The 25412-nt window shown below is 49.9% G+C and carries 25 protein-coding genes; 20 read left to right on the top strand and 5 right to left on the bottom strand.

Going from position 1 to position 25412, the window contains the following annotated elements; genetic code table 11:
- Positions 1-191 precede the first annotated feature (191 nt).
- On the bottom strand, positions 192-1127 hold the full coding sequence (locus KNP77_RS09990; protein ID WP_131466363.1) for an ABC transporter substrate-binding protein: 936 nt from the start codon (positions 1125-1127) through the stop codon (positions 192-194).
- A gap of 128 nt (positions 1128-1255) precedes the next feature.
- On the opposite strand from KNP77_RS09990, the gene KNP77_RS09985 reads away from it, so the two are divergent.
- The 5 genes from KNP77_RS09985 to KNP77_RS09965 all read left to right on the top strand — a co-directional run bounded on the left by KNP77_RS09985 (position 1256) and on the right by KNP77_RS09965 (position 5246).
- Positions 1256-2233, top strand: coding sequence for a FecCD family ABC transporter permease (locus KNP77_RS09985; RefSeq protein WP_236633546.1), 978 nt, complete (start codon positions 1256-1258; stop codon positions 2231-2233).
- On the top strand, positions 2230-3276 hold the full coding sequence (locus KNP77_RS09980) for a FecCD family ABC transporter permease (protein WP_214890526.1): 1047 nt from the start codon (positions 2230-2232) through the stop codon (positions 3274-3276). Before KNP77_RS09985 ends, KNP77_RS09980 begins: the two co-directional genes overlap by 4 nt.
- Positions 3273-4076, top strand: coding sequence for an ABC transporter ATP-binding protein (locus KNP77_RS09975; protein ID WP_214890522.1), 804 nt, complete (start codon positions 3273-3275; stop codon positions 4074-4076). Before KNP77_RS09980 ends, KNP77_RS09975 begins: the two co-directional genes overlap by 4 nt.
- Positions 4077-4173: 97 nt before the next feature.
- A complete protein-coding gene (locus KNP77_RS09970; protein ID WP_131466358.1) occupies positions 4174-4647 on the top strand; it encodes a hypothetical protein in 474 nt (157 codons plus the stop codon).
- 14 nt (positions 4648-4661) lie between these two features.
- Positions 4662-5246: an NADPH-dependent F420 reductase gene (locus KNP77_RS09965; protein WP_071399018.1), complete on the top strand. Its 585-nt coding sequence runs from the start codon at positions 4662-4664 to the stop codon at positions 5244-5246.
- Between the two features lie 37 nt (positions 5247-5283).
- Here KNP77_RS09965 and KNP77_RS09960 read toward each other — a convergent pair whose 3' ends face one another.
- Positions 5284-5619, bottom strand: a complete 336-nt coding sequence (locus KNP77_RS09960; protein ID WP_131466356.1) for a TM2 domain-containing protein — start codon at positions 5617-5619, stop codon at positions 5284-5286.
- Between the two features lie 117 nt (positions 5620-5736).
- Here KNP77_RS09960 and KNP77_RS09955 point away from each other — a divergent pair, with 117 nt between their 5' ends.
- The 3 genes from KNP77_RS09955 (at position 5737) to bsh (ending at position 7412) form a co-directional block, all read left to right on the top strand.
- Positions 5737-5895: a hypothetical protein gene (locus KNP77_RS09955; RefSeq protein WP_173647387.1), complete on the top strand. Its 159-nt coding sequence runs from the start codon at positions 5737-5739 to the stop codon at positions 5893-5895.
- A 14-nt stretch (positions 5896-5909) separates the two neighbouring features.
- The gene (locus KNP77_RS09950) at positions 5910-6305 is read left to right on the top strand and encodes a hypothetical protein (RefSeq protein ID WP_131489041.1); all 396 of its coding nucleotides are present in this window, start codon (positions 5910-5912) and stop codon (positions 6303-6305) included.
- A 132-nt stretch (positions 6306-6437) separates the two neighbouring features.
- Positions 6438-7412, top strand: a complete 975-nt coding sequence (gene bsh / locus KNP77_RS09945; RefSeq protein ID WP_214890519.1) for a choloylglycine hydrolase — start codon at positions 6438-6440, stop codon at positions 7410-7412.
- A 76-nt stretch (positions 7413-7488) separates the two neighbouring features.
- Here the strand turns inward: bsh and KNP77_RS09940 are convergent, their stop codons facing one another.
- Both KNP77_RS09940 and KNP77_RS09935 read right to left on the bottom strand, forming a co-directional pair.
- Positions 7489-7698, bottom strand: a complete 210-nt coding sequence (locus KNP77_RS09940; protein WP_016510842.1) for a YdiK family protein — start codon at positions 7696-7698, stop codon at positions 7489-7491.
- 16 nt (positions 7699-7714) lie between these two features.
- A complete protein-coding gene (locus tag KNP77_RS09935; RefSeq protein WP_214890516.1) occupies positions 7715-8365 on the bottom strand; it encodes a CPBP family intramembrane glutamic endopeptidase in 651 nt (216 codons plus the stop codon).
- 258 nt (positions 8366-8623) lie between these two features.
- Between KNP77_RS09935 and groES the strand changes: the two genes are divergently transcribed.
- Together groES and groL are read left to right on the top strand one after the other, a co-directional pair.
- Positions 8624-8908, top strand: coding sequence for a co-chaperone GroES (gene groES / locus KNP77_RS09930; RefSeq protein WP_016510840.1), 285 nt, complete (start codon positions 8624-8626; stop codon positions 8906-8908).
- Between the two features lie 42 nt (positions 8909-8950).
- Complete coding sequence (gene groL / locus KNP77_RS09925; protein ID WP_214890513.1) at positions 8951-10591, top strand: chaperonin GroEL; 1641 nt, start codon at positions 8951-8953, stop codon at positions 10589-10591.
- Positions 10592-10782: 191 nt separating this feature from the next.
- On the opposite strand, the gene KNP77_RS09920 is transcribed toward groL, so the two are convergent.
- Complete coding sequence (locus tag KNP77_RS09920) at positions 10783-11379, bottom strand: TetR/AcrR family transcriptional regulator (RefSeq protein ID WP_236633544.1); 597 nt, start codon at positions 11377-11379, stop codon at positions 10783-10785.
- 156 nt (positions 11380-11535) lie between these two features.
- Here KNP77_RS09920 and KNP77_RS09915 point away from each other — a divergent pair, with 156 nt between their 5' ends.
- From KNP77_RS09915 to KNP77_RS09870, 10 genes are all read left to right on the top strand, one after another.
- Entirely contained in the window at positions 11536-12354 is an 819-nt protein-coding gene (locus tag KNP77_RS09915) for a hypothetical protein (RefSeq protein ID WP_214890510.1), read from the top strand.
- A 66-nt stretch (positions 12355-12420) separates the two neighbouring features.
- Positions 12421-13365 (top strand): DUF5692 family protein, encoded by a 945-nt coding sequence (locus KNP77_RS09910; RefSeq protein ID WP_214890506.1) that lies wholly within the window; start codon positions 12421-12423, stop codon positions 13363-13365.
- Positions 13366-13685: 320 nt separating this feature from the next.
- The gene (locus KNP77_RS09905) at positions 13686-14105 is read left to right on the top strand and encodes a hypothetical protein (protein WP_214890504.1); all 420 of its coding nucleotides are present in this window, start codon (positions 13686-13688) and stop codon (positions 14103-14105) included.
- A gap of 146 nt (positions 14106-14251) precedes the next feature.
- On the top strand, positions 14252-15265 hold the full coding sequence (locus KNP77_RS09900; protein WP_214890502.1) for an HNH endonuclease: 1014 nt from the start codon (positions 14252-14254) through the stop codon (positions 15263-15265).
- A 173-nt stretch (positions 15266-15438) separates the two neighbouring features.
- Positions 15439-16914: a TIGR02677 family protein gene (locus KNP77_RS09895; RefSeq protein ID WP_131505204.1), complete on the top strand. Its 1476-nt coding sequence runs from the start codon at positions 15439-15441 to the stop codon at positions 16912-16914.
- A complete protein-coding gene (locus KNP77_RS09890; RefSeq protein WP_214890500.1) occupies positions 16911-18068 on the top strand; it encodes a TIGR02678 family protein in 1158 nt (385 codons plus the stop codon). The genes KNP77_RS09895 and KNP77_RS09890 overlap by 4 nt, the downstream gene beginning before the upstream one ends.
- Positions 18065-22159: a TIGR02680 family protein gene (locus KNP77_RS09885; RefSeq protein ID WP_214890498.1), complete on the top strand. Its 4095-nt coding sequence runs from the start codon at positions 18065-18067 to the stop codon at positions 22157-22159. The genes KNP77_RS09890 and KNP77_RS09885 overlap by 4 nt, the downstream gene beginning before the upstream one ends.
- Entirely contained in the window at positions 22156-23445 is a 1290-nt protein-coding gene (locus KNP77_RS09880) for a TIGR02679 family protein (RefSeq protein ID WP_214890496.1), read from the top strand. The genes KNP77_RS09885 and KNP77_RS09880 overlap by 4 nt, the downstream gene beginning before the upstream one ends.
- Positions 23442-25106, top strand: coding sequence for a DUF2075 domain-containing protein (locus tag KNP77_RS09875; RefSeq protein ID WP_214890494.1), 1665 nt, complete (start codon positions 23442-23444; stop codon positions 25104-25106). The genes KNP77_RS09880 and KNP77_RS09875 overlap by 4 nt, the downstream gene beginning before the upstream one ends.
- Positions 25103-25411 carry a nucleotide pyrophosphohydrolase gene (locus KNP77_RS09870; RefSeq protein WP_214890492.1) on the top strand — a complete coding sequence of 103 codons (309 nt, stop codon included), beginning with the start codon at positions 25103-25105 and terminating at the stop codon, positions 25409-25411. The genes KNP77_RS09875 and KNP77_RS09870 overlap by 4 nt, the downstream gene beginning before the upstream one ends.
- Position 25412: the final 1 nt, after the last annotated feature.

Raw genomic sequence — 25412 nt, 5'->3', positions numbered from 1 at the left:
GCGGCGGGGGAAGGGAAATCTGACGGAATCACGAACTTCTGTTCGTCATATCTGTCACAGGGGTGGCCAAGAGGTTTATGTACGGGCGAGAATTCTCCCACCTACGTTGGGCCTCGCCCCAGACGCTTAGAGGTGGGAGAATTCTCGCTTAATTATGTTAAAAAAAGCGCGCCGATTTGGCGCGCTTGTGCTTATTTCAAGATGGTGACGAGTTCGTCGAGCACTTCGTTGGCTGACAAGACGCCGCCTGACGTGTTCCACGTATCGTCGCTCACTTCGGTCACTTCACCGGCCTTGACGGCTTTCAAGTCTTTCCAAAGCTGGTTTGACTGCCATTCTTCGGCCGTTTTCGATCCGTCCGCACCGCCATATGTGAAGTAGACGATATGGTCGCCGTCCATTTCCGGGATGCGTTCCATCGTGACTTCTTCAGCGAATTCCGTGCGGTCTTGTGACGCCGGGCGTTTGACGCCGACGTCGCCTAAGATGACGCCTGAGAAGCTGTCCGTGAAGTAGATGCGTGACGCGCCAGGAAGGAAACGGACGACCGACAATTCTTTGTTCACGGCGTCGCCGAGCTCAGTTTTCGTGTCTTCGACGTGTTGGTCGTAGTCAGCTAACACGTCTTTTCCTTTGTCTTCGAGGTTGAGGGCGTTCGCGTAAAGCGCGAAGTTCTCTTGCCAGTCGCCTTTGAGCGTCTCTGACATGACCGTCGGTGCGATCGCGTTCAGTTTGTCATAGATGTTCTCTTGGCGAAGTTTCGTACCGATGATGAGGTCTGGCTCAAGTTTCGCGATCGCCTCGAGGTTGACCTCGCTCTCTGTCCCGACTTCCGTCACATCTGTCATCTCAGACTCGATGTGCGGGTACCACGGGTCACCGTTCCATGATTTGACGGCACCGACTTGTTTGACACCGAGGGCGATCAACGCCTCGGTCCCTTCGTTCGTCAAGACGACGACGCGTTTCGGTTCTGTTGGGACTTCAGCCGTGCCCATGGCGTGCTCGACCGTGCGTGTCGCTGCTTCTTCTGATTCGTTCGAGTTGCTCGCTTCTTCCGACCCGCCGCAAGCAGCGAGGACGACGGTCAGACAGAGCGTAAGTAACGCTAATCCAAGTTTTTTCATATAAATAAAGTCTCCTTTGAATAGTAAGTTTTCCTTCCCGACTATAAGTGATAATGATTATCACTGTCAACCCCTTTTTCTAACAGCGAGATTTTGCTATGGTAGGGGAGGAAAGAAGTGAGGAAATGATGAAACCGTGGATCAAACTATTTGCCTTGATCATTGCATTACCAATCTTGAGTTATATCAGTTTACGGGTCGGCGTCATCCCGGTTGGTCACGAAGACGTGCTCGGCTTAGGCGGTGACGTATCTTCAAAGGCGATGATCGCCTTAGAGGACAACCGGATTCCGCGGACCGCCGTCGCCCTCGTCGTCGGGAGTGTCCTCGGCTTGGCCGGACTCTTGTTTCAACTCGTGACGCGCAACCCGCTCGCGTCACCCGATATTTTGGCCGTCAACGCCGGGGCGAGTCTCGCCATCGTGCTCGTGACGTTGTTCGGGTTCAGCAGCATCGCCTCGTTCACGACGGCCGCACTCATTGGCGCTTTCATCGCCGGTGTCATCGTCTATCTCCTCAGCGCGAACGGTGGCAACGTCATGTACATGACGCTCGCCGGTGCATCGCTCGCGGCGCTGTTCAGCTCGTTCACCCAATCGATTATCGCGTATGAGGAAGGGGCGCTCGACGAAGTGCTATTTTGGCTGACCGGGTCGGTCGCGGGACGATCGCTGACGCTCGTGACGACGCTCTTGCCATGGATGATTGGCGCGACCGTGCTCGTCATCTTCATCAGTAAAGAACTTGAGACGTTGTCGCTCGGTGATCAAGTCGCCCGTTCGCTCGGTCAAAACGTCGGTGTTGTGAAGTTCGTCGCCGTGACGCTCGCCGTCATCTTGTCGGCGTTCGGTGTCGCGCTGGCCGGTCCGATCGCTTTTGTCGGACTGCTCGCCCCGCACCTCGCTAGGTACATGTTCGGTACGGCGTTTTTCGCGAGGTTGCTCGGGAGCGCCCTGCTCGGAAGTGTGCTGTTGCTCGCGGCCGATATTTTCGGACGTATCATTTTATTCCCCCGCGAAGTCACGGTCGGTGTCGTGCTCGCCGTCATCGGTGGAGCTTTCTTCATCTATCTCGTCAGTGCTAGACAAGGAGTCTTTAAGTCATGAAATCATACAGTTTTCGAAAAGGCCCGTTCTCGTTCACGCTCAGGAGGCGTGAAATCGTCTTGGCGGTCGCTTTACTTGTCGGTCTCATCATTGCCGTTTATTTAGGTCTCGCCATCGGAGAAACATTTTTGACGCCGTGGTCACTTGGGGCACTCTTCGTTGGAACGGGTGACGCGTTCGCGGAGCTCATCGTCTTCGAGTTCCGGATGCCGCGCGTGCTCATGGCGATTACCGCCGGGGCCTGTCTCGCCGTCAGCGGGCATTTGTTACAGTTGACCATCAAGAACGAACTCGCCTCACCTGAGATTTTCGGGATCGTCGGCGGGGCCGGGGTGGCGACGGCGACGTTCTTCACCGTCTTCACCGACGAGCGGACGAATCAGTTGTCCGTCCCCCTCGCCTATATCCCGTTCGCCTCATTTGCCGGTGCGCTCGCGGTCGGGGCGTTTCTGTTTTATTTATTGAAGCGCGGTGTCCCGCCGGTCCGGCTCGCACTCATCGGGATCGGGATCAGTATCTTCTCGCAAGGCATCGTCCAGTTCATGATGCTCGCCTCGAACGTTTACCGGAAGAACGACATCCAACAATGGTTGACCGGAACAGTATATGCAGCGACGTGGAAGCAACTTACGATCATGGTCCCGCTCGCGATCCTGTTTTTACTTGCCGCTTTCTTAATTGAACGGCACGTCCGGCCGCTCCACATCAGTGAGGCGGTCGCGACGAGCATCGGGGTGCCGGTGCGCGGGATCCAGCGAGGGACGCTCTTGTTGTCATGTTTACTCGCCGGCGTCGGTGTCGCTTTCGTCGGCGCCATCGGCTTCGTCGGACTGATGGCACCGCACATCGCCCGTCAAGGATTGAAACTGCCTTATGTTTGGGCGACGCTCCTCGTCGGGGCAACGATCGTCGTGTTGGCGGACGCAATCGGGCGGACGATCTTTTATCCGTATGAGCTCCGGACCGGTGTGATGACAGCCGTCATCGGTGCGCCGTACTTCTTCTATTTACTTCGCCGTATGATGAAAGGAAGCATGAGATGAATACATTTGATTTACAGCAAGTCGCCATCGGCTATGAGCAGAAGACGGTGCTCGACGATTTGACGTTCTCGATCCCACACGGAAAGATCACCGTGCTCATCGGCGCGAACGGGTGCGGGAAGTCGACCCTCTTATCGACGCTCGCCAGGCAACGCGCCACTTTGGCAGGTACGGTCTCGTTCCGCGATAAGCCGCTCGACGCTTACCGGGCGAAGGAGGCGGCTCGGCTCATGGCGTTCATGCCGCAAGTGAACGTCGCTCCGGACGGCCTGACCGTTGAACAGCTCGTCCGCTTCGGCCGTTATCCGTACCAGACGTTCTTCAAGCGCTATTCGGAAGACGATGAGCGCGCCGTCGAGCGGGCGCTCGCCTTCACGGACACGGTCTCGCTCCGGGACACGCTCGTCAGCAACTTGTCGGGTGGGCAGAAGCAACGCGTCTGGATCGCCCTCGCGCTTGCCCAAGAGTCGGAGACGATCCTTCTCGATGAGCCGACGACGTACCTCGACATGTCGCACCAAATCGAGATCCTCGACTTGATGTACCGGTTGAACCGGTTGGAAGGCAAGACGATCATCATGGTGCTCCACGACCTGCATCTCGCTTGTCGTTACGCCGATCACGTCATCGCACTCGCGGGCGGCAACGTGTATCGTCAGGGCAGTCCGAACGACGTCGTCGATGAGACGTTCATGAACGACGTCTTCGGCTTAAAAGTCGTCGTCACGAAAGACCCGTTGTACGGGACGCCGCTCTGTATCCCGTACTCGCATTACGAATTGAATGAGAAACGTCCTTGAACACCTAGTCTTCGGACTAGGTTTTTTTTCGTCTGAACCCGGGGAAGAACTAAAAGAAAGCTGATGTGTCCCTGTGTTTGTAAAAGGAGGAGCCAACATGAGTAAGAAGGAAAAACAGCCGTACCATATCGTCACGTTCACGTTTCCAGAAGAGTCGATTTCGTATCAGGCGTTCAGCAAGTTGAAAAAGTATCACGCCGACGGGCTCATCGGGTTTGAACAACTCGTCGTCATCAAGCGTGAGGACAACGGGGCGTTTTCATTTGAGGATGCGGTGCAGTTGAAACCGGTGACGAAGTCGACGAAAGGCGCGTTGATTGGGATGGCAGTTGGTATCCTCGGGGGTCCGTTCGGGATTCTGTTCGGGACGCTGACCGGTGGACTGATCGGCGGGACGAAAGACTTGAAGCACGTCCAAAGCATTCAAGAGACGTTCAAACGGACCGTCGGCAACATCGAGCCCGGGCAGACCGGTGTGATGGGGATTGGGGAAGAGTTCGACCCGTCGGTGCTCGACGGGCTCGCAAGCGAGCTCGGTGGAACGATCACGCGGACGGATGAAGAATTATAAGGGGGACTTTATACATGAAGATCGGGATATTAGGCGCCGGCAAGGTCGGGCGGACGCTTGGCCGCAAGTTCGAGGACGTCGGCTATGACGTGTTATACGGGACTCGGACCGAACGGGAAGGGACGATGTCGCTCCAAGAAGTGGCGTCAAACAGTGACGTTCTGTTACTGACGACTCCGTTCGCGGCGGCGATCGATTTGATTCAGTCGCTCCGGGATTTGGACGACAAGATCGTCATCGATGTGACGAACCCGATCGCCAAAGAGTTTGACGCGATCGAGCGGCCGGAAGGGAAGTCCGGGGCCGAACATCTGCAGGACTTAGCCCCGCACGTCCGCATCGTCAAAGCGTTCAACCAGACCGGCGTCGAGAACTTGGAGAACCCGAACATGTCGATGATGTTCATCGCCGGGGACGAGCAGGAGGCGGTCCGGGCCGTTCAAGGCTTGGCCTCGAAGATCGGCTTCGACGCGCATACGCTCCACCACTTGAAGCTCGCCCGTGAACTCGAGTCGCTCGCATGGTTATGGATCCATTACGCGACGAAAGAGCGGAAGCATCGTAACTTCGCATTCTATTTGAAAGAGAATAACTTCTGAAAAAAGACGGTCACGCGATTGCGTGGCCGTCTGATCGTTAAAAGGCTGCTTGTTGCTCGTTACGAGTTTTCAACGAAGCGATCGTTTCGCTTTCGATTGCCTCGACTTCGCGTTGTTGCCAGCCAGGCATGAGGAACGCGTCGACGAGTGCCCAAATACCTGTGATGATGGCACCAAAACCAATCGTCAAAACGACCATCAAGAGCATGGCAATGCCTGTTCCTGTTTTCTTGAAATAGAAGCGGTGAGCGCCTAAAGCGCCGAGGAAGAACCAGAGCAAATAAGCGACGACGAGACTGCGTTTCTTTTTCTCGACTTCGCTGTTGACGAGGAGCATTTCCTCAGTCGTTAAATCGGTACGTGAATAATTCATGGTGTGGTGTGCCTTCTTTCCAAAAATTGATATAATAAATGCATTCTTTATTGTACCGGGAAACGGATGAATTCCCATGAATTTCTATTTATTTTTTTAGAAGAGAGGAAGAACCAAATGGGCTTTGCCATTTTGACGTTTATCGTCGCATTCATCCACGTCATCGCGGGAGCGGTCGTGTTACATAAGTATCCGCAATATAAATCGATTGCCATCAGCGTGATTGTCCTTGGCTTCATGTATGGACTATTGACGGTCGGGTTTATCGTATTATGAAGAAGCGTTCGGTAATGCTACGTGTTCGGGAGAAGTTTTCGAACCAAGACGTACTGAAACTAGGGACGGGCGTTATGCTCGGGATGGTCGTAGTGGAACTCCTGCTCGGGGACGTGCCTCAAAGTACTTTGATGTCGTTCGCGTTAGTTTTTTATTATTGGCGCCATGACGTGGCGTATTCACAGGGTGACGCGACGGGGAAAGCCATCGGGGAACAAGCAAGTACGTTCACGCTTCGCGTCGTGATTGTCGCGTTGATGATCGGGGTCTTCATCTCGTTTCGGGTCGAGACAATCGACTATTCGTTGCGCGCGCTCATGCATTACGGACTGGCGCTCGTCTTCGGATTAAAGGGCTTTGGTCTCTGGTTTTTTCAAGACCTGGAACCTTCTGTCGAACGTCACGTATAACATAGCGAGCGAGACCGGTGAAGCGACAGCTTGACCGGTCTTTGGTCGTCAGGATCTGTGGTTGAAGTCCCCGGATAACGTGAATAGACCAAAGAGTGTCGGTGTCTGTTTTTGAACGGAAGGAGTCCTGTTATGTGTACAGCCATCACATATTCGACAAAAGACCATTATTTCGGACGCAATCTTGACCTGAACGTCTCCTATCACGAACAAGTGACGATCACGCCTAGGAACTATCCCTTCACATATAGGCGCGTGGGCGACGTCCCTCATCATTACGCGATGATCGGGATGGCGACGGTCGTCGATGACTATCCGCTTTATTATGAAGCGACGAATGAAACAGGTCTCAGTATGGCCGGGCTTAATTTTCCGGGTAACGCCGATTTTAAACCGGAGGCGAGCGGTTTAGATAACGTGACTCCGTTCGAGTTCATCCCGTGGATACTCGGACAGTGTGCCACGGTGGGCGAGGCGAAGCAACGACTTGAGACGATCAACTTAGTCAACATCGATTTCAGCAATGAACTGCGGCTGCATCCGCTCCATTGGATGATTGCCGACCAACAGCAGTCGATCGTCGTGGAGCCGCTCAAAAACGGGTTACGCGTCTACGACAACCCGGTCGGCGTGTTGACGAATAACCCATCGTTTGACTATCAACTGTTCAATTTGAACGACTACCGTCATATCTCGACGAAACTGCCGGAAAACACGTTTGCGAAAGCACTCGAGCTCGAAGCGTATTGCCTCGGCTTAGGCGGCCATGGGTTACCCGGTGACTTATCGTCGACGTCGCGATTCGTACGAGCGACGTTCGCCAGATTCAATTCGGTCTCCGGGCAGACTGAGTCGGAGAGTGTCAGTCAGTTCTTCAAGCTACTGGACACGGTGATGCAGACACGGGGGCTGAATGAGGCAGCGGACGGGACGTTCGAATATACGATCTATTCGTCTTGCTGCAATATGGACCGAGGCATCTACTACTATCAAACGTATGAGAACAGCCAGATCACGGCCGTGTCGCTGTTCAATGAAGATTTAGACGGGACGCGGCTGATTGCTTATCCGCTCGTCACCGGGCAACAGATTCATTACGCGAATTAAGAAACAGCCCGCTTCCTGAGAAGTGGGCTGTTTCTTACCATAGATAAAGCCCAAGCTGTGTGAGCTTGGGCTTTGGTCATGCCGATTTATTGTTGTTGTCTTTTTTAGCTTTCCGAGCGAGCGTCAAGATTTGGTACACCTTGAAGAAGTCGTAAGCGGCTACGGCGATGATGAAGTACGTCCAGAAGCTGAAGCCATACTCCTGCACCGAGTAGTAGGCGAGGACCGTAAACAGAATCCCGAACGAGAGACTGAACAAAAACATGACTTTTAAGTGTCGCGGCATATGTGCCACCTCATTTCTACAATAGGAATATTACGACCATGACGAGCGCGTTGTTGAACGCGTGAATCGCGATCGGGACGATCAAGCGACGCGTCTTAGCGTAAGCGACCGTGAAGGCGAAGCTCATCGCCACATAGACAAGGATCTTGTTGTCGCCGTGGATGAATGCGAACAAGAGTGAGCTGACCGCGAACGCGATCCAGAACCCGAAGCGGGCGCTCAAGTTGCCGAACAGGATGTGGCGGAACAAAATCTCTTCCATGATCGGTCCGAGCAAGACGACTGAGAGCGTCATGACTGGGACGAGACGGACGATATCAGCGATTTGCTCGGTGTTTTGTGACCCTACGAGATCACCTGATATCGCGGTCTCAATCAGGTTGGCGACGATGACGAGCCCGTACTGCATCAAGATCCCGAGCCCGATCCATTTGACCGTGTCGTTTAAGTTCGACTGGATGCCTTGTTGCTTATACAGCTTCAAGTCCGGCCAAAGCAAGAAAATCGAGACGACAATCGTCACGGTGAAGCCGACTGCGAACCAAATTCCAGTGAACGTCGTCGTCAGCCATTCCGGTCGTAACTCTTTGATGACAAACGGGAAGAACTGCACGAATGCATAGAGCAGAATCGGGATGATATGCCGAATCCGAATGTTAGGCGCCATCGAAAACCGGGTATTTATCGATTGGTTTGAGTTTAATGTGGCCAATTCAACACTTCCTTATTCACAAGAGTTAAGCGTTCCTTTTGACCATTGTAACAAATAAGGTCTCTTGACCGCGAGTGGAAGCGTTTTTCGATGTTCCCGCTTGCATTTTTCATCGTCTCATACTACACTAAACAGTGTTAGCACTCCATTTTAACGAGTGCTAAAACTTACGATACAACGATACATCATTCATATTCGGAGGAGGTTTTTTCAATGTTAAAACCACTAGGAGATCGCGTTATCATCGAAGTCGTGGAGAAAGAAGAAAAGACGATCGGAGGCATCGTACTTCCTGACACGGCGAAAGAAAAGCCGCAACAAGGAAAAGTTCTCGCAGTCGGTACAGGCCGCGTGACAGACCAAGGCGAGCGCATCGCTCTCGACGTGAAAGAAAATGATTTGGTCATCTACTCGAAATATGCGGGTACCGAAGTGAAACATGATGGAAAAGAATACTTAATCGTTCGTGAGAGCGACATTCTAGCAATCGTAGGCTAAGACTCACCATTCTTCAAAACTTTTTTTAGGGGGAAATGAACAATGGCAAAAGAAATCAAATTCTCAGAAGACGCACGTCACGCGATGCTTCGCGGCGTCGACGCACTCGCTGACGCGGTAAAAGTAACGATCGGACCGAAAGGACGTAACGTCGTCCTCGAGAAGAAGTTCGGCTCACCACTCATCACGAATGACGGTGTGACGATCGCGAAAGAAATCGAACTTGAAGACCACTTCGAAAACATGGGCGCGAAGCTCGTCGCGGAAGTCGCGTCGAAGACGAACGAAGTCGCAGGGGACGGTACGACGACAGCGACAGTCCTCGCTCAAGCGATGATCCGTGAAGGGTTGAAGAACGTCACAGCGGGCGCGAACCCGATGATCCTTCGTAAAGGCATCGACAAAGCGGTCCGCCGTGCGCTCGAAGAACTAAAAGCCATCTCGAAACCGATCGCGTCGAAAGAAGCGATCGCGCAAGTCGCGGCCATCTCGGCTGCTGACGAAGAAGTCGGCGAATTGATTGCTGAAGCGATGGAACGTGTCGGTAACGACGGCGTTATCACGATCGAAGAATCACGCGGCTTCACGACGGAACTCGACGTCGTCGAAGGCATGCAGTTCGACCGCGGATACTTATCTCCATACATGATCTCCGACTCAGACAAAATGGAAGCGGTGCTCGACAGCCCGTTCATCTTGATCACTGATAAGAAGATCTCGAACATCCAAGAGATCATCCCAGTGCTCGAGCAAGTCGTGCAACAAGGGAAACCGATCTTGATCGTCGCTGAAGACATCGAAGGCGATGCGCTCGCGACACTCGTCTTGAACAAGCTCCGTGGTACGTTCAACGCGGTCGCGGTCAAAGCACCAGGCTTCGGCGACCGTCGTAAAGCGATGCTCGAAGACCTTGCGACGCTCACAGGCGGCCAAGTCATCACAGAAGACCTCGGTCTCGAACTCAAGTCGGCGTCACTTCAACAGCTCGGACGCGCGTCGAAAGTCGTCGTCACGAAAGACACGACAACGATCGTCGAAGGTGCGGGAGACGAAGCAACGATCAAATCGCGCGTTCAAACGATCCGTAACCAGATTGAAGAGACATCGTCTGACTTCGACCGTGAGAAACTCCAAGAGCGTCTCGCGAAACTCGCAGGCGGCGTAGCCGTCGTCAAAGTTGGCGCAGCGACAGAAACAGAACTCAAAGAGCGCAAGCTTCGCATCGAAGACGCGCTCAATGCGACACGTGCAGCGGTCGAAGAAGGTATCGTCGCAGGTGGCGGTACAGCCTACATCAACGTCATCCCAGCTGTTCGCGCACTTCTATCTGAAGTGACAGCGGATGAAGCGACAGGTGTCAAACTCGTCCTCCGTGCGCTTGAGTCACCGGTCCGTCAAATCGCGGAAAACGCGGGTGAAGAAGGTTCGGTCATCGTCGAGAAGCTCAAGAACGAGTCGGTCGGCATCGGCTACAACGCCGCGACTGGCGAGTACGTCGACATGATCGCATACGGTATCGTCGACCCGGCGAAAGTGACGCGCTCAGCGCTTCAAAACGCGGCGTCAGTATCAGCTATGTTCCTCACAACGGAAGCGGTCATCGCAGACAAGCCAGAACCAGCAGGCGCTGGCGGCGGCATGCCTGACATGGGCGGCATGGGTGGAATGGGCGGAATGATGTAATTACGCCATCTCAACCCAACCCTTGATATCACAAGGCTTGTTGGTAAGATGAGAGTGATTTGCTAGCATTTCAATAGTGAAATATTTATGTAAACTGTACCCCGGTTGTTAGATACATCTGACAATTGGAGGTGCAGTTTTTTTATGACCAAATTAAAAATGAGCCCGGTATCGTACCGAACTCATTTCATTTACTTATCGTTAAGAAGTTGAATAAATGGTGGTAGTCCTTTTTCTAATAACAATTCGAAAACCTCCATCATATCTTCAACATCGTTATCGTTAACGTCTAGAAGGTACTGGAGGATCACGCCATCAATGGCCCCTAATAACCATGAGGTTAATGCTTGATTCAATCGTGTATCTTCAAGTCCGTATACATTGATTAAGATTTCTTCAATGCGGAAAGTCCATTCTTTATATTTTTGTTTGAATTTTAGCTGTAATTCCTGATTTCCTAATAGTATTTCGTGTGCGAAATGGTATTGCAGACGATTTTCCGCATCTTTTTTAAAGCGTTCTTCCGTCTTTCGCAAAATTTCTGTCTTCACCTGGTCTTTTCCTAACTCTTGCTTGGCAATGCCTTTTGCAATCCGGGTAGAGTCAGAAAGACTCTCGTCTAGAAGGTCATATAAAATGTCATCTTTATTTTTGTAATAATGATAAATTGCCCCTGTGCTCATGCCAGCTTCCTCTGCAATAGCTCTTACTGTCGCCCGGTTAGATCCGTGCCGACTGATTACTATCTTTGCCGCAGCAAGTATTCTTGATTTGCCATCCACCTTCATCATGAATCCCCCTTACAAAATTAACAATAACATAGCAAAAGAAATTACTTAAATGTATTATTGTGAATTATTTCACATTGACTATTCGATTTGCTGGGTTTACACTAAAAACATAACGAACGTTCGGTTTGTTAAATCCAAGAATGAGGTGAAAACATGGTTATTTGGCCGCATGTAATTTCTATGCCAATCTATTTCGCGCTTCTGTTAGGTGTAATCGTCTTCTTTCGTAAGCATTACAAGCTTTCCGCATACTTTTGGCTCGCTTCCCTGTTAACGTTTCCGTTGTGGTTAATGGGAAACGTAGACGGATGGTTTCGCTGGGTAAAAATTTTAAGTGTCATCATCCCGACAATCATCGTTGGATTTTCAAGAATCGCCGTGCATGAAGATAAGAAAGGTCCAATCTGGGACTTTCTGAAGAAAGATGATTTCTTGTGGTTCTTTTACGCCATTCTATTCCTCAACATTGCAGAAGCGACGATTAAAGATATAACGCTTGGGAACTATTTTAACGCGGCTTGTGGATTCCTTCTATGTGTAACGATTCCGTTCGCGCCAAAATATTGGAAAATCCTAAAAAATTCTTCGGCGGATTTGGTTGCCTATACGACAGGATCTTGGAACTTCATTTATACGTCATGGAACGCTTGTTTTGTCTATGCCGAATCTCCAATGTATTTTGCCAGTTCGTTGTGTATTTTGTTGGCAGCCGAGTTGTACCCGGTTATGAAAAAACGTCCTGAATTATACATTACGGCTCGTATATATACGCTAGCAGCACATTTATTGTTAAGAGCTTGTTTTGATATCTTCCCAAAAGTCATGGATTCCACTTCATGGTTCAACCCACAAGTGATGAGTGTATGGGGAATCATTAACTTTGTGATTATCGTTCCTTATGTGTTCTGGCATATGTGGCAGTTGCACAATAACAAAGCACAGTATAGTTTTAAACGGTTGAAGTCAGCATAAGTCGTTTTTTGTTACACATACTTGTTCAATAGTGAGCAAACTAAAAGAGTTTCAGGAGGCGCCGTCATGGGTTTGTTATACGAATCAACAGACGTTATGGGATGGGGAATATGGATCTTTGTCCTATTTGCACTAATGGCTTTTAATGAGTTCAGTCGCACGACAAAATGGGGTGGCATTTCCTTATTTCTTATTCTCCCTATCATATTGACGATTTTTGTTTGGCCAACAACAGCCGCCCCGGGTAATGAGTATGGAACAGGTACTTGGTTTAACTGGGTCAAAACATATTCTGCATTAGCGGGATGTCTTGGTTTCATGGCTATTCGTTATTACCCGTCTATTGCTAAGAAGAAGTGGGTACTGTGGTTTCCACCGGGAATTTTAGCGCTCAATATTTTAGAGGCCTGTATTCGTGATTTTCAAGTTTATATGTATGGTGCCTGGGATGGCGCATATATAGATAATCTCTGGGTAATGTCAGGGCCATGGAATATTATGAATGGAATAGCGGGGTTACTAAATATCATTGCGATCTGTGGATGGGTCGGCATTAAAATTTCTAATGACAAATCAAAAGATATGATTTGGCCAGACATGATTTGGCCTTGGATTATCGCATATGATTTATGGAACTTCGCGTACGTGTATAACTGTATTTCAGATCATTCGTTTTACGCTGGATTTGCGCTGTTACTAGCCTGTACGATTCCTTCCTTCTTCATCAAAAAAGGCGCGTGGCTACAACATCGCGCTCATACGCTAGCTTTATGGATTATGTTTATTATGACGATTCCTTCATTTGCAGATCGACTTGCGCCTGTACCTTCGACACATGATCCGAGAGCATTTTTCATCGTCAGTTTAGTGTCCTTGTTAACCAATATTGCATTAGTCGCTTATCAGTTTTACCGGATTCGCAAGTTGAAGCTCAACCCGCTTAAGGATGAGATATACGTTGATACAAAAGCGTATAAAGAAATCATGGAAGATAATGGATTAAGTGCATAAACAATCTGTATCGATTGATGAAAGACAAAAAACAGCATCTCATGAGTTCCTTGAACTGAACGAAACAAGCTAGACAATGAAGGATTCATTCTGCAAACTTCAAGACCTGGGTCCGGTATTGCACCGAACCCAGGTCTTTTAGTCGTTCTTGATGCGATGATGATTGTAGTAATCGATGCAGCACGCGAAATCACTGAGAGGAAGTGATAGATTTTTTAAATTAGGTAAACGAAACGAATCAACACTGTCGAATGAAAATACAGTCTATAAAATTTACTTATTATATAATTAGATTTAATGGCGAATTCGGAGGTGTAAAGATGAGTGAAGAAGTAGAACTTGTTCAATCATTAGAGAAGCTTAAGGACAACAATTACGAGTTGGACGGGTTAACCTCAATGGAATATGAGATGGTACTAAAAAATGCTCCGGCGATTATAAATGCGGTTAGTAATATGGGGGCAGTTGGTTCGAAGTCTCAAGAAAATGTATATAATACGATTGATAAAGTCATCGAGATTTTCTCTGAACAATTAAAAGATAAGAATCTAAGTGATGAAGCTAGAGACAAGCTTAATGATCGCATTGAGCGAATGGTGGAGAAGTCCTTTCAGAAAGACTCTGAATTTAAGAGATGGATGGGCGCATCGATTGCAGCAGGAGTTGGAAGTGTGGCTTTACTCGCCAAAAATCCTGAAGTTAGAAAGACTCTGGTGAATTTACTCACTAAGAACAAATAATAGTAACTCATTTTAGTTGTTGTGAATGTAAAATATGGAGGGGAGCGGCGAAGTGATTCGTCGCTCCATTTTGAATGAAGATATCTATTTCAGGACGTACATAATGTATCAAGCAGCAAACTTTAAACTGCGAAGGAGGATTTGAAATGGCCACACCTATCACAATATTTAAAAACAATCAGAAGCTAAGTGAAGAGTCGAATATTCAATTAGCAGCAACATTCTTCTCAGACCTTTTGAATTTGAATAAGTCGAAATGCTTTAACGCGATTGAAAGAGGTTATACATACGACATTCCATTTTATGATTTGGAAGATGAGTATCGATTTGTTGCTCCAAAGGATATTGCACTAAAGCGAAGGATTGAACTAGAAGAAAGAGATCATCATAATGCACGTCGGATTTGGCTCATCCCAGCAAATCCGAATGAATATGACTTGGAGCGCGCGTTCAGTCGATATGATTCTTTACATTGGAAACGGTCTTTCAACTATGAAAATGGAGACATCCTATTTATCTATATATCAGGTCATGTCCGAAAAGTACGTTATAAAGTTGAAGTGGTAGCAGGCATCGTGGATTCTTCTGTTGTGAATCACAATCGCACATTTTGGAAAGATGAAGATAAGTTTGAGGATTCTAAACAATGGGATTGGTCTTATGTTCGATTGGTAGATGAAGTAGAGACTGACCTATTGTCTTTAGAACATTTACGTGAGTATGGTTTGAAAGGAAATATTCAAGGGTCGATGAAGCTGACGGGAGAATTGAAAGACTACATCACGTCATTTTTCGATAAGGATTTAACAGGTGAGTATTACCCGGACGAAGTGTCTGAACTACTAGAAGAAGGGGAGCGAAAAATCGTTACAGTTAATACGTATGAACGTAATCCACTCGCGCGTAAAAAATGTATGGAGCATTATGGTGTGAGCTGTCAAGTCTGCCAAATTAACTTCGAACAAATATACGGTGAGATCGGTAAAGACTTTATTCATGTACATCATATTAAACCACTTCATGAAATAGGACAAAACTATGTGGTAGATCCGATAAACGATTTGAGGCCAGTTTGTCCAAACTGTCATGCGATGCTTCATCGAAAAGAAAGCGGTGAATATTTAACGATTGAGCAGTTGCGAAAGCGGTTGTTAAAGTAATGACTCCTTTTAAATATTCACTTTTGCGAGCTAGGGATTCTTATCCCTAGCTCGTTTTTGTTGAACCCATCACAAAACCGTTCATCCTCTTCCAAAAATAGGAACTTCCTATTTCCGCTCTAACAGATCTGTATTATGCTTAATCATGGAGATTAGCTGAGAGGAGCAACCGCATGCAATCAGGTCTACAAAAGAAGATTAAAGAAGCCACGTATTTGACGGCGGAAAAAGCGTGGAGCTACCGTCCGATTTTACGTTACTTCTACATCCAACATGAACGGATGCGTGAATTTTTATATCCGGAAGAGATTTACGAGTATTTAAGTCAGTACATAGAATTTCAAGAATATACGATGGACGGGTTGCATCAGGATTTGGAGTCGCTCGTCAAATGGGGCAATTTGATCGCGAGTCAAGAACACCGGAAGGCGAAGACGATTGAAGAATACAAAAAGAAAAGTTTCCGTTATCAATGTACGCCATACACGGTCGAGTTCGAGCGGATGATGGTCCAACTCGAGCAACTAGGTGACAGTTTCGGCGGCTCACTCGAGAAGACGCAGTTCGAGCGGCTCTATCACGTCCTCGACGCCATCGAGAAAGCAAACGGACAGTCCGACGCTGAATGCGCCCAGCTTTGGGAAGACGCAATGCTCTACTTCCGCCAAATCACGCAAAACACGTCGGACTATATCGCCTACATCCATAGTGAGAAAGTCGTTGACAAGATGAAGACGGAAGCGTTCCTCGTCTATAAGGACCGCTTCACGACGTATTTACGCGACTTCATTATCGCCTTGCAGAGGACGGCGATGCAAATTCAGGATTTGCTGACGTCGCTTACAACGAAGCGGCTCGAGCCGTTCTTCCAACAAGTTGTCCGGCACCAACATCAGGCGTTCCGGTTCGAAGAAGACGACATGGACCCGATGATCGACTTAGTCGAAAAATGGCGTAACTTGAGAGCGTGGTTCCTCGGGACGACGCATGGCGAGAGCGAGTTTGAACGTCTGCAAGAACGGACGAACGAAGCCATCCGCCGCATCACCCGGATGGTCCAACGAATGAGCGAACGGCATCAACAGTTCCGGAGCCGGCGCCGTGATTACGAACATTTGGCAAAGTGGTTCGATGGGATCGATACGATTGAAACGGCCCATGAGTTGTCCTCGGTCGTGTTCGGCGTGTTCCACACCCGACACTTGTACGGAGATGAAGTCCCGACCGACGACATGTACGTCGACATTTGGGACGAGACACCGATGCGGCACGAGACGAAACCACGGACGACGAAATATAAAGAATCGACCAAAGCCGGTGCCATCATCGACCGGTCTGAGAAGATCGCGGAGATGCGCCAACTTCATTTGAAGCAACTTGAAGAAGAGAAAGAAGCGATCGAACGATATATCGAAGCGGGCGTCATCTCGATCAAAGCGCTCCCGGTCATCGAGCCGCACGTGCGGAAGCTGTTATTGTCGTGGCTCGGTAAAGCGATGGTGCGGGAAGATCGGGTCGTCAAAACGGAGTATGGCCGACGCGTACGGGTGACGCTCGAGGAAGAGCGTGTCATCCTGCGAGCGACCGACGGATCACTTGAGATGCCGAACGTGGAGTATCACTTTATCGATGAGGAGGTGACGTCATGAGTGAGGAAGCAAAAGTAGATGAACGGATGCTTGAGGCGCTCGGGATTCTATTCGAACAGTTTTGGGTGTTGCGAGCGGAGCAACCGCTCGTCTACCAAAAAATCCGTGAACGTGAACATCAGTTGAAGCGTTACGTGACAGAGAAGTTCGGCTTCGATTTGATCGTGCATCAACATTTCATCAAACTCGAGAAGCTCCCGGTCGACCCGAAGCCATGGATGGGCATCCAGGCGTTCACCGAACCGATGGATTACGCCATTTTCTGTTGTGCGCTAGCATTTACGGAGAGCAAGTCGGTCGATGAGCAGTTCTTGCTGTCCCATATCACGGAGGACGTTCAAGAGATGTACCCGGGCGACTTGCCTCTCGACTGGACGAACTACCGTCATCGCAAATCACTCGTCCGCGCGCTCAAACAACTCGATGAGCTGAAGTTGATTCGAGCGGTCGATGGGGATGTCGACTTGTTCGCGACGAGCGAGACGGAAGAAGTGTTGTATGAAGTGAGCGTCCACGCACGCTACTTCATGCGGTCTTATCCAGATGACTTGTTCAACTACGAGACGATTCAAGACATCTTAACGAGTGAGTGGAGTCGTCAAAAAGAAGATGAGCGCCGGAAACGAGTGTACCGCAAGCTCATGTTCTCTCCAATCGTGTACCGAGAATCGAAAGACGACCCCGACTTCGCCTATATCCGCAATTTCAGGAATCGGCTCGGGGAAGAGTTCGAGAAGTTCACCCCGTTCCGGTTAGAAGTATTCAAAAATGCGGCCATGCTCGTCTTGCCCGAGCAAAAACAACGCTACACGTTGTTCCCAAACCAAAAAGGGATCACGGGTGCCGCCTTGCATGTGGCAGACCATATCAGGAAACGTGAACTACCGATCAATGAGATGGGCGAGATCCGGATCACGTTGCTTGAATTTGAACGAATCGTTGAGGCGGTCCAGCTTGAGTGGGGACCGGGCTGGGCGAAACAGTACCGGGAAGACACACCGAAAAAAGTAGCAGCAGAACTCGTTTTGCTCCTACGTGAATGGGAGTTCGGATACGTGGAGGCGGATTCAGGGATCCTTGTCATCCAGTCCGGGTTCGGTCGCACGACAGGATATTATCCAGAAAAATTCGTAGAGGAGTTGGCGAACAAATGAGGGCGCAAAATCGCTGGCAAATGAACCGGGCAGGCTTGCTCAATTTTTGGTATTACACAGAAGAAACGTTCGATTTCTCGGACGGGAAGTTGTTGCTTCGAGGCAGTAACGGCTCGGGGAAATCCGTGACGATGCAGAGCTTCCTGCCCGTGTTACTCGACGGGAAGAAGTCACCGGACCGGCTCGACCCGTTCGGTTCGCGAGCGCGCAAGATGGAAGACTACTTACTCGGTGAAAAAGAAGTCGTCGACCGGGAAGAGCGGACGGGCTACTTGTTCATCGAATACAAGAAGGCCGAGACGAATCAATACGTGACGACAGGGATCGGGCTCCAAGCAAAGCGTGGGAAGCCACTCAAATTCTGGGGGTTTGTCATCACGGACAATCGCCGCATCAACATCGACATCGAGTTGTATAAACTCGACCGCCAAGGGACGCAGACGAGTAAGATCCCGTACTCGCGGGTCGAACTTGAACGGGTCATCGGGGAAGGTGGGAAAGTCGTGACGACGCAGGGTGAGTATATGCAGCTCGTCAACAAGCACGTCTTCGGCTTTGAGTCGATCGACGCCTATGAAGAGTTGATCAAGCTGCTCATCCAGTTGCGAAGCCCGAAACTGTCGAAAGACTTCCGGCCGACCGTCATCTACGAGATTCTCGAGGCGGCGTTGCCACCATTGTCAGATGACGACTTACGCCACTTGTCCGACACGATCGAACAGATGGACCAGACGAAGCAACAACTCGAGCAGCTCGAACGTGAGCTCATCGCATTGCAGAAGTTGAGTCGAACGTACGATGCATATAACGAGCGTCACGTGGCCGACCTCGCCGTCGAGTACCGGATCGCGACCGAACGAGAGACGACAGAAACACAAGAACTCCACGAGTTACGTGAACTCCAAGCGTCAAGGGCGCGTGAGGTCGAGACGCTGAAACAATTGATTCAACAACTCGAGCAAGACAAAGCGACGGCCGAACGTCAGCGCCAACGTTTGGCGTCCCACAAAGTTTGGAACTTAGAAGACGAGTTGAAGAAAGAAGGGAAGACGTTACAGCGCATCACGGCCGATTATCAGCGTCAAGACGAGCGGCGAACGAAGACCGCTCAAAAAATCTATGATACGAAACAGCGCCAAGACGAAGAGCAGTTGGTCCATCGCGCCACGCGTCAAGCGATTGACGGACTGATCGAGGATATGGAGTACGACGCGGAACAGGCGGCGTTCGACCGTCATGAGTTGAACGTCTCCGACTATCGACGCTTGAATCAAGACTTCGACTTCCTGACGTGGAAACAAGAAGTGGTCGAACATACGAATCGCCTCGGCAAAGTAGCGGAAGGGATGCGGGCGCTCGAAGAGACGAAGCAAAAGCTCCAAACGGAAAACAAGCAACTCGCCGACGAGCAACAAGCGCGTGATCAGAAAAAGCACGAACAGAATGATTGGAAGAAGACGTTCGAACAAGACCTCGAGCGTCATCTCGCAGACGTGTATAGCTGGACCGAGGAGCATCCTGAGTTTGACGTCGAAGGAGAGACGGTCGGACAGATCGAGCGCACGCTTCGAAACGACTATGACCCGTCGACGTATGAGGATGTGTTGCGTCTCGTTCAACCACATGTGGTCCGTTACCAGAACCGACTGCGCGAAAAAGTTGCTTTGAAGAAAGCGGCCGAACAGGCGATCAATACAAACATTCAAGACGTCGAGACGACGCTTTCTGAATGGAAAGCGAAGACTGATCCCGAACCAGCCATCGATCCGATGACGAAAGCATACCGTGACCAGATGCGGGCCGACGGCGTCGTCTTCGCACCGTTATATGCGCTCGTCGAATTCGTGGACGGGGTGGATATGGACGTTCAAAAACGAATCGAAGCGGCGTTGATCGACAGCGGGATGTTAGACGCCCTCATCACCGAGGCGGACGTCACATACGACCGGGTCTTGTTGCCGGCGCCACAGATGATGGCACACACGTTGGCCGATTATTTGAAGCCGAGCCCGGGGGATACGGGAATCGCTTCAGACCGGATCGACGACGTGCTCCGCAGCGTCCTCATTGGCGACGGTGAGACGTCGATCCGAGAAGACGGGACGTATCGACTCGGACAATTGAAAGGACATGCAGTGCCGGTTGAACACGTCCGTTTCCTCGGACGTGTTGCCCGGAAACGTTATCGAGACGAGAAGATTGAACAGTTAACGCATGAGATTGAACAACTTCAACTCGAGCGCGTGACGTTACGTGGTGAGCAAGCGGGGTTGTGCCAACAAATCGAATTGGCCGACGCGGCATGGGACGTATTTCCGTCCGACCGCGATCTGCGGATGAGCCACCAAGAGATTCAAAAGGTCGGATTTGAAATCGAGAGCCTGGAGCGACGTTGCCGGCAGATTGAAGACATGTTGAAACAGACGAGTGAGCGTTTCAACGTGTTGAAGCGTGAGGTGTATACGTCGGCCGAGCCGTTCGAACTAGAAAAGACGCAATCCGCGTTTGAGCAAGCGAAGCGGGCGATGGTGAATTATAAAGATTTATTACTCGAGACGCATCGGGAGCACGACAATGCGGTTGCGTCGAACAAACGGCTCGTAACGATTGAAACGACCATCGAGGAAGCAGAAGAGGATATCCTCGAACTGATGGGTGCACTGAACGAGCTCGAGGACGGGATGGAACGGGTTCAAAAAAATATTGCTCAAATCGAGGAGCAGTTGGCGAAAGAGGGCGCCGACGATATCCGTCAACAAATCCAAGATGTCCAAGCGGAGTTGACAAGAATTGAACGTGAACGAAGCGAGTCGCTACAGCTCGTCGCGACTCGACAAGCGCAACTTGATGCAGATGCGACCAAGCTAGACGATAAGAGTCATAACCATATGCTGTCGAAAAAGATGCGACAAGCATGGGAAGCAGCTTTGAAAGCAGAGTGGAAACGAGGAATCGTCCCACTCGACGTGGGCGGAGACGATCCCGAAGCGCTGTCCCGTTCGATTGAAGCAGAGTATGGCAAACGACTTACGAGTAGCGCATCAAAAGCCGACGAACTTTTATCGAAAGCGTTCATCGATCAACAAAATGATTTGATGGAATACCGAATGAGAAACTTCACCGAGGAGCTACCACTTGAAGCGTGGATGCAGGGCGTTGACGACCGGTTCAGACGAGAAGTCGAAACGTGGCAACAGAAAACAGCCCGACGTATCATCTCGCTCGACTTGCGTGGCCAACAAGCGAGCCCGCAGGCGGTCAAGCGAACGGTCGAGGAGGAATTCGCACGCCAAGAGAGCATTTTGAATGAGAGCGATAAAGAACTGTATGAAGAAATCCTGTTCAAATCGGTCGGGACAAAGCTCCGCTCTCGGATCCGTCGCGCCGAAGAATGGACGGGGAAAATGAACGCGTTGATGGAGAGCCGGAATACGTCGTCAGGCCTTACGTTCTCAATCAAATGGCGACCACGTACGGCGGAGAGCGAGGAAGAACTCGACACGAAAGACTTGGTCCACATCTTGAAACAAGACGCGAAGCTGTTGAAAGACGAAGATTTCGAACGGATCACGGCCCACTTCCGGTCGAAACTGAGTAAAGCGAAGCAGATGATCAAAGAAGACGGGGATGGACAGACGCTCCTGCAAGTCCTTCGTGAAGTGCTCGACTACCGGAAATGGTTCTCGTTCGTGTTGTACTTTGAACGGACGAATGAGCCGAAGCGCGAACTGACGAATAACAACTTCTTTAAGTTCAGCGGCGGGGAGAAAGCGATGGCGATGTATATTCCGCTCTTCACGGCGTGTTACTCGCGTTATCAGGAAGCGGCCGATACGGCGCCGTATATCATCTCGCTCGACGAGGCGTTCGCCGGGGTCGACGAGAACAACATCCGCGAGATGTTTGAGATTGTTGAGCAGCTCGGCTTCGACTACATCATGAACTCACAAATCCTGTGGGGGGATTACGATACGATTTCGTCGCTGTCGATTTGTGAGCTGTTGCGCCCGAAAAACGCGGACTATGTCACCGTCCTCCATTACGTGTGGGACGGGGAGAAACGGCATGCGAGAGAAGAGACACTCCAATGAAGACACTAGTCGAAGAAGCCGCACACTATTTCAGGGCGTCGACAGGATTTTTGCGTCTGTTTGAACAGTTCCGAAACAAGTATGCATCGCTCGGGAAAGTAGGTGGATCGGTTTCGGTTCAATCGTTTAAGGATGATGAACTCGAAGCCATCGCCCGCTTTTTCGGAGACGACGTCGCGTCGATCCGATTGAAGAAAACGGTGACGCTTCGAGCGTTCGAGAAGAAACTGCAGACGACAAAGTTTGAAGGGGTGACGTTACTCGAGTTACTCGAGGCGTATTTCGGGGAGACGCTCGTAACGAAACAAGAAGCCCTTGTCCAACTCGAAGGACAGAGAGCGGAACGTTTTCGTGAGCTCGCGCTGACGTACCCGCAGCTTGGCTATTGGTTCACCCACATCGAACAAAAGTCAGCCGATACACATTGGATCAATCGAATGCTTGGAACGAATCAGTTTGATCTGTATTGTAGACAGCTGACGCAAGCACTAGACGGGTTGCCGCTCGATTACGAGCGGCTGCCGGTGTTTGGGCAATGCATCCTTGGCAATCCACATGCGTTCGACCGGACGAACGATTTAGGGCGACTGTTGATTCACGCACTTCACGTCAAACGTGGGCAAGGTGGTCCGCCACCGAGCGACACGGAGCGGGTGAACGACTTGTTGTTGGAATTTAAGTTGCTGCGGGACGATATCACCAATTTTGTGACGTGTGCGAATGTGACGGCGGAATATGAGGGGATGGAGCATCCGATGTGGCGTGGAGCGGCAGCAATGCATAGCGTCCTGAACGTGCCGATGCGTGAGCTGTTGAACGTTGACCGGGTTTATCCAAAGACAGATGACACAGTATGGATTGTCGAGAACTCCGGTGTGTTCTCAAGCTTACTTGATGACGTTCCGGATGCACCCCTCGTTTGTACCCACGGACAGTTCAAACTCGCGGCATATCGCTTACTAGACGCGCTCGTCGCATCGGGTTGTCAGTTGAAGTATGCCGGAGACTTTGATCCGGAAGGCCTACAGATGGCGGCACGTTTGAAAGAACGTTATGACGACAAGCTCGATTATTGGTGCATGGACTTGGAGAGTTATGTGGCGTCCGAGCCGAGTGTTGAAATGTCAGCAGAACGATTGGTGAAGCTTGAACGGGTGACTGATGCTGAGCTGCAAGACGTGGTGGAAGAGATGAAACGAGTGAGAAGAGCGGGGTATCAGGAGGCGTTGATGGAAACGATGGTGAGAAGTATAGCGGCAGAAAAAATACTGAAAAACTGTAGGTGAAGAGCTTGAACACGATTGAAGTCATTCCTTTAGCATTTGAACAGCATAGTTTAAATACAATCAATCGAACCGCAGACTATTTGAACTATCCGGTGATTTATATTTTGAACGGACAGAAAGAGGCATACATCGGGGAGACGGTGCATTTCCAAAAACGGATGAAGCAACATTTGAAGCTGAAGCAGGCAGAACGCAAGAATGTGGACCAAATCAATCTCGTGAAGCACGAGACGTTCAATCGGTCGGCCACATTTCATCTCGAGACAAAGCTGATCAACTACTTCCTAGGTGATGAGAAGTACACGTTACAAAACAAAAGCAAGATAGCAAGTGACTTCACGCATAACTACCACAATAAATCGTTCTATGACGATGAACTGTTTCCTGAGTTATGGAGAGCGCTACATAAGAAAGGGCTCGTCGAAAACGACCTGCACGCCATCGAAAACAAAGACATCTTCAAATTGTCACCGTTCAAAGAGCTGTCGCTCGAACAGATAGAGTTGAAGGAGCGCGTGCTCGAGTTTTGTGAGACGCGAATCGATAAGACGAAACTAGAAGATACATATGGAGACTTATATGTCATCGAAGGCGAGGCAGGCGTCGGCAAAAGCGTCGTCCTCAGTTCAATCTTCAATACAATCCAAGCTCGGACGAATGAGGCGGGCTCGAAGCTGTATCAGACCGAGAACTATCTGGTCGTCAATCACGAAGAGATGCTGAAGACGTATAAAGGGATTGCCAAACAGGTCAAACATTTGAAGGCGGGCCATTTTGCGAAACCGACGCCGTTACTGAACAAACTAAAAGATAAGAAAGTTGATATCATCTTGGTCGATGAGGCGCACCTTTTGTTGACGAAATCGGATGCATATAACAACTTTCGTGGAGATAATCATCTCGAAGAGTTGATGAAGGTGGCGAAAGTCGTCATCGTCATTTTCGACCAACATCAAGTATTGAAGTTGAAAAGTAAGTGGAATCAAGGTTTACTCGAGTCATTCAAACAGAAAGCGAAGCACGCAGAGACGTATCAGCTGACGAATCAGTTTCGGATGCAAGCGAGTGAAGAAGTCATCGATTGGATTAACGCCTTCAAAGACAAGCGCATCCAGGCATTTCCGGAGTCAAACGATTATGAGTTACGCGTGTTTGACACGTTAGAACAGATGCATCAGTTGATCATGCAAAGAGATAAGGAGCATGGACTCAGCCGAGTCGTGTCGACGTTTGATTATCTTCATAAGAAGGACGGCGACACCTATTACGTCTATGAGTCGAACGGGGAGTACAAGTTGCCTTGGAACACGACAGGCGGTAAAACGACGTGGGCTGAGAAGTCGGAGACGATTGCCGAGGCTGGATCGATTTATACGATTCAAGGCTTTGATTTGAACTATGTCGGGGTCGTTTTAGGTCCGTCGGTAACATACGATCATACGGAAGATTTCCTGGTGATCGACACGAATCTTTATAAAGATACAGGAGCATATGCCGGAATTGACGGCATCGACAACGTTGAATTGGCGAAAGAACAAATCGTCTTGAACTCGATTAACATTTTGATGAAGCGAGGCGTTCAAGGGCTTTATTTGTATGCAAGCGATGAAGCGTTGCGACAGAAACTGTTACATATTCAAAGAGAGAAGGTACAGACATGAACGAAATACAACGACTGATGGACAAAGTGATCGAATTCCGAGACGAGCGCGATTGGGCGTTCCACCATAACCCGAAAGACTTGGCGTTATCGTTGTCGCTCGAGGCGAGCGAACTGTTGGAGCTGTTCCAATGGGTGTCGAGCGAAGAAGCACTCGAGACGAAACAAGTCGAGATGAAAGAAGAGCTTGCGGATGTCCTCATCTACGCGTTGACGTTCGCCCATGCGGCAGGAATCGATGTGTCGCAAGCGATTGAAGAGAAGCTTGAGAAAAATGCGGTGAAATATCCGAGTCCGCAAAAATGAG

This window comes from Exiguobacterium sp. s142, from assembly GCF_018618455.1.
GTDB classification, from domain to species: domain Bacteria; phylum Bacillota; class Bacilli; order Exiguobacteriales; family Exiguobacteriaceae; genus Exiguobacterium; species Exiguobacterium aurantiacum_A.
The sequence above is the reverse complement of the archived record's forward strand: the minus strand, read 5'-3'. Positions and strand labels throughout refer to the sequence as shown.

Coding starts and splice junctions, on each gene's coding strand:
- KNP77_RS09990 (WP_131466363.1), bottom strand. CDS start 1,127: ATGAAAAAACTTGGATTAGCGTTACTTACGCTCTGTCTGACCGTCGTC.
- KNP77_RS09985 (WP_236633546.1), top strand. CDS start 1,256: ATGAAACCGTGGATCAAACTATTTGCCTTGATCATTGCATTACCAATC.
- KNP77_RS09980 (WP_214890526.1), top strand. CDS start 2,230: ATGAAATCATACAGTTTTCGAAAAGGCCCGTTCTCGTTCACGCTCAGG.
- KNP77_RS09975 (WP_214890522.1), top strand. CDS start 3,273: ATGAATACATTTGATTTACAGCAAGTCGCCATCGGCTATGAGCAGAAG.
- KNP77_RS09970 (WP_131466358.1), top strand. CDS start 4,174: ATGAGTAAGAAGGAAAAACAGCCGTACCATATCGTCACGTTCACGTTT.
- KNP77_RS09965 (WP_071399018.1), top strand. CDS start 4,662: ATGAAGATCGGGATATTAGGCGCCGGCAAGGTCGGGCGGACGCTTGGC.
- KNP77_RS09960 (WP_131466356.1), bottom strand. CDS start 5,619: ATGAATTATTCACGTACCGATTTAACGACTGAGGAAATGCTCCTCGTC.
- KNP77_RS09955 (WP_173647387.1), top strand. CDS start 5,737: ATGGGCTTTGCCATTTTGACGTTTATCGTCGCATTCATCCACGTCATC.
- KNP77_RS09950 (WP_131489041.1), top strand. CDS start 5,910: ATGCTACGTGTTCGGGAGAAGTTTTCGAACCAAGACGTACTGAAACTA.
- bsh (WP_214890519.1), top strand. CDS start 6,438: ATGTGTACAGCCATCACATATTCGACAAAAGACCATTATTTCGGACGC.
- KNP77_RS09940 (WP_016510842.1), bottom strand. CDS start 7,698: ATGCCGCGACACTTAAAAGTCATGTTTTTGTTCAGTCTCTCGTTCGGG.
- KNP77_RS09935 (WP_214890516.1), bottom strand. CDS start 8,365: ATGGCGCCTAACATTCGGATTCGGCATATCATCCCGATTCTGCTCTAT.
- groES (WP_016510840.1), top strand. CDS start 8,624: ATGTTAAAACCACTAGGAGATCGCGTTATCATCGAAGTCGTGGAGAAA.
- groL (WP_214890513.1), top strand. CDS start 8,951: ATGGCAAAAGAAATCAAATTCTCAGAAGACGCACGTCACGCGATGCTT.
- KNP77_RS09920 (WP_236633544.1), bottom strand. CDS start 11,379: ATGAAGGTGGATGGCAAATCAAGAATACTTGCTGCGGCAAAGATAGTA.
- KNP77_RS09915 (WP_214890510.1), top strand. CDS start 11,536: ATGGTTATTTGGCCGCATGTAATTTCTATGCCAATCTATTTCGCGCTT.
- KNP77_RS09910 (WP_214890506.1), top strand. CDS start 12,421: ATGGGTTTGTTATACGAATCAACAGACGTTATGGGATGGGGAATATGG.
- KNP77_RS09905 (WP_214890504.1), top strand. CDS start 13,686: ATGAGTGAAGAAGTAGAACTTGTTCAATCATTAGAGAAGCTTAAGGAC.
- KNP77_RS09900 (WP_214890502.1), top strand. CDS start 14,252: ATGGCCACACCTATCACAATATTTAAAAACAATCAGAAGCTAAGTGAA.
- KNP77_RS09895 (WP_131505204.1), top strand. CDS start 15,439: ATGCAATCAGGTCTACAAAAGAAGATTAAAGAAGCCACGTATTTGACG.
- KNP77_RS09890 (WP_214890500.1), top strand. CDS start 16,911: ATGAGTGAGGAAGCAAAAGTAGATGAACGGATGCTTGAGGCGCTCGGG.
- KNP77_RS09885 (WP_214890498.1), top strand. CDS start 18,065: ATGAGGGCGCAAAATCGCTGGCAAATGAACCGGGCAGGCTTGCTCAAT.
- KNP77_RS09880 (WP_214890496.1), top strand. CDS start 22,156: ATGAAGACACTAGTCGAAGAAGCCGCACACTATTTCAGGGCGTCGACA.
- KNP77_RS09870 (WP_214890492.1), top strand. CDS start 25,103: ATGAACGAAATACAACGACTGATGGACAAAGTGATCGAATTCCGAGAC.